This is a genomic window from Caballeronia telluris (genome assembly GCF_001544495.1).
GTDB lineage: Bacteria > Pseudomonadota > Gammaproteobacteria > Burkholderiales > Burkholderiaceae > Caballeronia > Caballeronia telluris.
Window position 1 is genome coordinate 1 of the sequence record NZ_FCNZ02000125.1, and the last position, 1,340, is coordinate 1,340.

At 60.2% G+C, this 1,340-nt stretch carries 1 protein-coding gene and 1 other annotated feature; the gene reads left to right on the forward strand.

Annotated features, from left to right (window positions below):
* Window positions 1–59: 59 nt before the first annotated feature.
* A protein-coding gene (locus AWB66_RS32510) for an IS3 family transposase (RefSeq protein ID WP_374730558.1) occupies window positions 60–1,300 on the forward strand; the annotation gives its coding sequence in 2 pieces (ribosomal slippage) (window positions 60–372 and window positions 372–1,300; 1,242 coding nt in all).
* Window positions 362–478: a sequence feature (AL1L pseudoknot), on the forward strand. Its footprint overlaps the gene before it by 117 nt.
* Window positions 1,301–1,340: the final 40 nt, after the last annotated feature.

Consider the following 1,340-nt stretch of genomic DNA (forward strand, 5'->3'; position numbering starts at 1 on the left):
TGAAGCGCCCCGGAAATGTAGGAGACTTTGGATCTTGGCTGTAACGGGAGATTTGAAGAATGGAAAACGCAAGCAAAGTAAAGAAGCCGACGGGGGCGAGATATTCCGATGAGGTTCGGGAGCGTGCGGTCCGGATGGTCTTGGAGCACCAGCACGAATACGAGACGCAGGGCGCGGCGATGCGTTCGATTGCCTCGAAGATGGGCATGTCGCGTGAGACGCTGCGCAATTGGGTTAATCAAGCCGAGCGCGATCGCGGGCAGCGGGCGGGCTCAACGACGACGGACCTGGCGCGGCTCAAGGAGCTGGAGCGTGAGAATCGGGAATTGCGCACGGCCAACGAGATTTTGCGCAAGGCGTCCGCGTATTTCGCGCAGGCGGAGCTCGACCGCCGACCAAAGTCATGATCACGTTTATCGACGATCACCGTGCGCTTTACGGGGTCGAGTCGATCTGCCGGTTGCTGCCGATCGCCCCGTCGACATACTATCGGCATACGGTTCGCCGCCACGACCCGCAGCAACGGTCGACACGAGCGCGCCGCGACGCTGTATTGAAGACCCAGATTAGACAGATCTGGGAGGACAATTTCGCCGTGTATGGGGTACGCAAGGTGTGGCGACAACTGTTGCGTGACGGGGTGAAGGTTGCGCGCTGCACGGTCGAGCGCCTGATGAAAGCGATGGGCCTCCAGGGTGTGCGGCGCGGCCGCGTGATCAGAACCACTCGGCGAGATGATGCGGTGCCGTGCCCATCGGACTTGGTCAAGCGGCAGTTCCGGGCCGACCAACCTGATGCGCTGTGGGTCGCGGATTTTACGTACTGTTCGACGTGGTCAGGCTTCGTGTACGTAGCGTTCGTGACCGATGTGTTTGCACGGCGCATCGTGGGATGGCGCGTATCGACCTCGATGCGCACAGACTTCGTACTCGATGCGTTAAATCAGGCGCTGCACGAACGCCAACCGGGCGAGGGTCTCATACATCACTCGGACCACGGGTCGCAATATCTTTGCATTCGCTATACAGACCGCTTGCTGGGTGCAGGTGTGCAACCATCAGCGGGCAGCGTCGGTGATTCGTACGACAACGCATTGGCCGAAACCATCAACGGTTTATACAAAGCGGAGGTCATCCATCGGCGCTCATGGCCTGACTTGCAGGCCGTTGAGCTGGCGACACTCGAATGGGTCCATTGGTATAACCATCGCCGGCTGCTCGGCCCACTCGGCTATGTGTCGCCTGCTGAAGCAGAGGAAGCTTACAATCGGAAACAGGCGTTGGCCGCACGCGCGGCGTAACGCCAAACTCGCCGGTCTCCGACAAACCCGGGGCGCTTCA